Source organism: Mesorhizobium abyssinicae, assembly GCF_049887195.1.
Classification (GTDB): domain Bacteria; phylum Pseudomonadota; class Alphaproteobacteria; order Rhizobiales; family Rhizobiaceae; genus Mesorhizobium; species Mesorhizobium abyssinicae.
Genome location: NZ_JARAKC010000083.1, coordinates 1 through 1,424, shown reverse-complemented (window position 1 = coordinate 1,424; position 1,424 = coordinate 1). Strand labels below are relative to the sequence as shown.

The 1,424-nt window shown below is 65.0% G+C and carries 1 protein-coding gene; it reads right to left on the bottom strand.

Going from position 1 to position 1,424, the window contains the following annotated elements; all coding sequences use genetic code 11:
• Positions 1–281 precede the first annotated feature (281 nt).
• A complete protein-coding gene (locus PU724_RS33685) occupies positions 282–1,313 on the bottom strand; it encodes an IS110 family RNA-guided transposase (protein WP_354426083.1) in 1,032 nt (343 codons plus the stop codon).
• Positions 1,314–1,424: the final 111 nt, after the last annotated feature.

Here is a 1,424-nt window from a genome sequence, read left to right as displayed (position 1 = left end):
TCTCTGATTGGGGTCGTCGTGGTCAAGGTGCTCCTGCACTTTTTCTCGGACCGTTCCGCGGGTCACTCGCTTCTCTTCGCGGTCGGCGCTTGGGCCGCCGCATGATGGGATCAGGAGAGCGAGACGTCTCAATCTGGTTCACGACCTTGCGAACTTTGGTTCGGCAGGTTCAGGACTCTCAACGAGATCGCCTCGCCCATCGTCCCCACGGAACGATCCGGGCATCGCCCTTTCGGGCGAAAAGCTTTGTTCGTGTTCCTTGCTCCTTTGATCTGTCTCGGTCACGCTGCCAGTGCGGCAGGCTCCTTTCCAAAGCGGAACTCGGTTGCGTCGGCCCACATGCGGTGCAGGATGACGCCCAGTTTGCGGGCCACCGCCACGCGGGCACGCGCCATGCCGCGGCGTCTGGCGATGTTCATGCCCCAGGCGCGCAAGCTCGACCATTTCTTCGAGCGCACGAGCAGCGAATGCGCCGCCTCGTAGAGGGCGGTGCGGGCGAGTTCGTCGCCGCAGCGGCTGACCTTGCCCTGGACGTCGGTCTCGCCCGACTGATAGCGCGCCGGCGTCAGCCCCAGATGTGCCCCCACCGCCCGCGAAGAGCCGAACCGCTCCGGCCGGTCAACGGTGGCGCGGAAGGCGAGCGCGGTGATCGGCCCGACGCCCGGCGCGCTCATCAGCCGCCGACACACTTCCTCCTTGCGGACGATGTGGAGAACCTGCTTGGTCAAGCGGGCGAACTCCTTCAGCATGACGCTGAGGATCGCAAGAAGCGGCTCGACCATTGCCATCACCTCGGTGCCAGCCAGCTCGCGCACGCCATCAGCAAAGGCGGTGCGCGACGGCGTGCCGAGCTTGACGCCGCTCTCGCGTAGCATGGCGCGCACAACATTCTCGATGCTGCGCATCTCGTTCAGCACCGTGCGGCGGGCCACCAGCAGCGCGCGCCACAACCGGCATTGCCGGCTCTTGACATGCACCTGCCGGTACCAGCCGGTGCGCATGATCTGCGCCAGCGCGCGGGCATCGTTGCGATCGGTCTTGTTCGGCATCGTCTTCATGGCCGCATTGGCCTGGCGTGTCTCGATGCAGATCGCCGGCAGGCCTTCGGCGCGCAATCCGTCGTGAAGCCAGGCCGTCAGCGAGCACGCTTCCAGGCCGAGGCGCTCCAGCGGAAGCCCGACTTTGCGCAGCGCTTTGATCAACGCCTCCGGCTCGCTCGCCGCACGCATTTCCTTGACGATCCGGCCGCTCTCCTCGACCACGCAGATCGCAGTCTCTTCCAAAGACACGTCCAGTCCGGCAAAATACTTCATGGCTGCTCCTTCCCGATGCTTGTGGCGAATCAACATCGACCACGTTCTCACATCTCGACAGGAGCAGCCGCCCTTATCCGGGCTCGGCAAAGACCCCAATCACCCCATCTG